Below are 2,815 nucleotides of genomic sequence, written 5' to 3' on the forward strand. Positions count from 1 at the left end.
TATTATGGAATCCATTGCCTACAACTTATACCGAACGCCAGGGATTATTGTGTCAAATTCTATCAGATAAGGGGAAAATACGCCAAAAAAAGGGTCTATTTTGCACTAAAGTAGTCTTCTATAGCATCAGTTGCGTATAAATATGCACTCATTTAAGGTTATAGAGATGAAAATTGAAAATGTGGTAGGTTTTGCAGAGGTCTCATAATGAGAGAAGATTTCATGAATCGTTGGATAATCTTACACCTAGAGACGTATATTTAGGGCAAGGGGAGAAAATCAAAAAGATAAGAGAAATAATAAAGCAAAATTCAATCAACAAAAGAATTTCTGAGAATAAAAGAATGAAATTACAGAGTAAATAACTATATTTGCAGTTGTGTACTTTCGTTTGACAACGTACAATTCCAATTGAATGGAAATATGTGGAGACATACGAACACGTCCGTGCTCCTCAAACTTCTATAAACCGCTACATACCACTTGTCGGTTCTGGAAGTAGTATTAAACAATGGGAAAAGTCATATGAGTACGATCCTGTATATGAATTAGTGTGTCAGACACTATTGGTTGAAGGTATTATCAAATCTTGTGATAAGGTTCTACGAGTAGATGATTATCTTCACCTAAATGTCATACCAGCAGGAAATAAAGAGCTGAGATCGGATGTCTGCACATTTTCTGATGGGCTAATTGACAGTAGTAAGTATTTAATTATAAGCCCCGAAAAGCTTATGGAACCAGTCAAGAATACACACCGAGATTTGTGTGAATATCTTGCGGCTCGATACTGGAAATAATATTTTCTTCCGTAATAAGCATTTGAATAAAGCCAATAAGAATAGTTATGAGCTACACCTACAAATATCCTCGTCCAGCAGTTACTACAGACTGTATCGTGATGACTCGTGAAGCAGAGCCAAGAGTTCTGCTTATTGAGCGTGGCAATGAACCTTTCAAAGGTTGTTGGGCATTTCCTGGTGGATTTCTCAATATGGACGAAACCACGGAGCAATGTGCTGTGCGTGAGTTGGAGGAAGAAACTGGTCTGAAGATTAGTGACGTTCATCAGATTGGTGCGTACTCGAAGGTTGACCGTGACCCTCGTGGACGTACCATCTCTGTGGTTTATCTTACTATCATTGATGAGCCTGTTGAAGTCAAAGGACAGGATGATGCTGCACAGGCAAAGTGGTGGGCAATAGATTCGTTGCCGTCTCTTGCCTTTGACCATGACGAGATTATGCAAGGTGCAATTGCAGCCTATAATAAGCTTGTTGGGAACAGGTGTAATTCCTCTTCTGAAGAAAATTTAGACTCGGATAGATTGAAGCAACATGGCTTCGAGGGATTCGTGTCCATAGGTAACTTGATGACGAATCCTTATCAGATACCCAATGAACAAGGAGTATATGTTGTACTATGCTCTCATAGTATGCAGCCAACATTTCTCGCGAAAGGTTCTGGTGGCTTGTTTAAGGACAAGAATCCCAATGTTGGTATAGCTGAATTAGAAGAAAACTGGATAGACAATACCAGCATTCTTTATATTGGCAAAGCTGGTGGCGGGTCTAACGCAACACTTCTGTCAAGACTCATCCAGTATCTAAAGTTCGGTATGGGCAAGAAAATTGGTCATTGGGGAGGCAGATATATCTGGCAGTTAGCCAACTCTCATGATTTAATTATATGCTGGAAAGCTACAATCGACAACCCACGAGACGTTGAAGAGAGAATGATTGCCAAATTCAAAGCCGAACATAATGGACGAAGGCCCTTTGCAAATCTGAAAGATTAGTTGTTTATGGCAAAATTAGGAAAACAATTCTGGCGAAACTTTTGGATAACGATAATCATTATCGGTACAGCCTATGGTATAACCGCATACTTTGCCCTTAAAGAACGAGAGCGTAAGCAAGAGCAAAGCAAAATCGAAGCAGAAAAGCAACGAATTAGAGAAGAACAGAGTTTGCGATGGCGTGACTCAGTTAGGCATCATAACGACAGCATTGTCAATACCATCAAAGGTCGAAAACGAGTAAATTTCAACTTCAAGAATGGTGAACAGGAAGATGATGACAAAGATTCATACGATAACCCTGATTTTGATGACTTGATTCCCGGGGAAGAATATGACGAAGAGTTTGTTGACCGCTCTAAAGGTGACCCAGAATTATACCACTAACGAATATGATTATAACCAATTGATATGTCAAAACGAGAATACATATAAGCCAACAAAGATTGGTGAGAGTGTAAAGTAAACTGTGTCATGCTACAATAAAATTAGTTTTACACAGTTTATTTATTATGGACAACAAAGAAATCGATTACAAGCGAGCTGCTGAGCAGCTTCGTAACGGGGAACCATTATTTGGTAAGGATGGTGCTTTGGCACCAATGTTGGAGCGCATTTTAAATGCTGCTTTTGAAGGTGAGATGGATGCTCATCTCTCTATTGATGAACGCTCAAAAGGCAATCGTCGTAATGGTAAGATGCCTAAGCAAGTGCAGACATGCTATGGTGAGGTCACTGTAGAAACTCCTCGTGACCGTGATGGTTCCTTTGAGCCTCAGACCGTCAAAAAGCGCGAAACAATTCTTGCTGAAGGTATGGCGGATCAGATTATAAACATGTATGCTTTTGGTACAAGTACTCGCGATATTAGCAAGTATTTTGAGCGCGAGTTTGATACCAAACTATCTGCCGAAACCATCAGTTCCATCACAGACAGAGTACTGCCGGAAATCAAGTCATGGCGTTCACGAATGCTTGATCCTGTATATGCAATATGCTGGCTGGATGCCATCCATT

The 2,815-nt window shown here is 40.0% G+C and carries 4 protein-coding genes; all 4 read left to right on the forward strand.

What is annotated here, in order from left to right; genetic code table 11:
* The first annotated feature begins 410 nt into the window (after positions 1–410).
* Complete coding sequence (locus tag X919_RS17400) at positions 411–800, forward strand: PGN_0703 family putative restriction endonuclease (RefSeq protein WP_371212582.1); 390 nt, start codon at positions 411–413, stop codon at positions 798–800.
* A 47-nt stretch (positions 801–847) separates the two neighbouring features.
* The gene (locus X919_RS17405) at positions 848–1,798 is read left to right on the forward strand and encodes an NUDIX domain-containing protein (RefSeq protein WP_371212581.1); all 951 of its coding nucleotides are present in this window, start codon (positions 848–850) and stop codon (positions 1,796–1,798) included.
* 6 nt (positions 1,799–1,804) lie between these two features.
* Positions 1,805–2,185 carry a hypothetical protein gene (locus X919_RS0102230; protein ID WP_028898851.1) on the forward strand — a complete coding sequence of 127 codons (381 nt, stop codon included), beginning with the start codon at positions 1,805–1,807 and terminating at the stop codon, positions 2,183–2,185.
* A gap of 125 nt (positions 2,186–2,310) precedes the next feature.
* A partial coding sequence (locus X919_RS0102235; protein ID WP_028898852.1) for an IS256 family transposase occupies positions 2,311–2,815 on the forward strand: 505 nt, incomplete at its 3' end.

Source organism: Prevotella sp. HJM029 (assembly GCF_000599605.1).
Taxonomy (GTDB): domain Bacteria; phylum Bacteroidota; class Bacteroidia; order Bacteroidales; family Bacteroidaceae; genus Prevotella.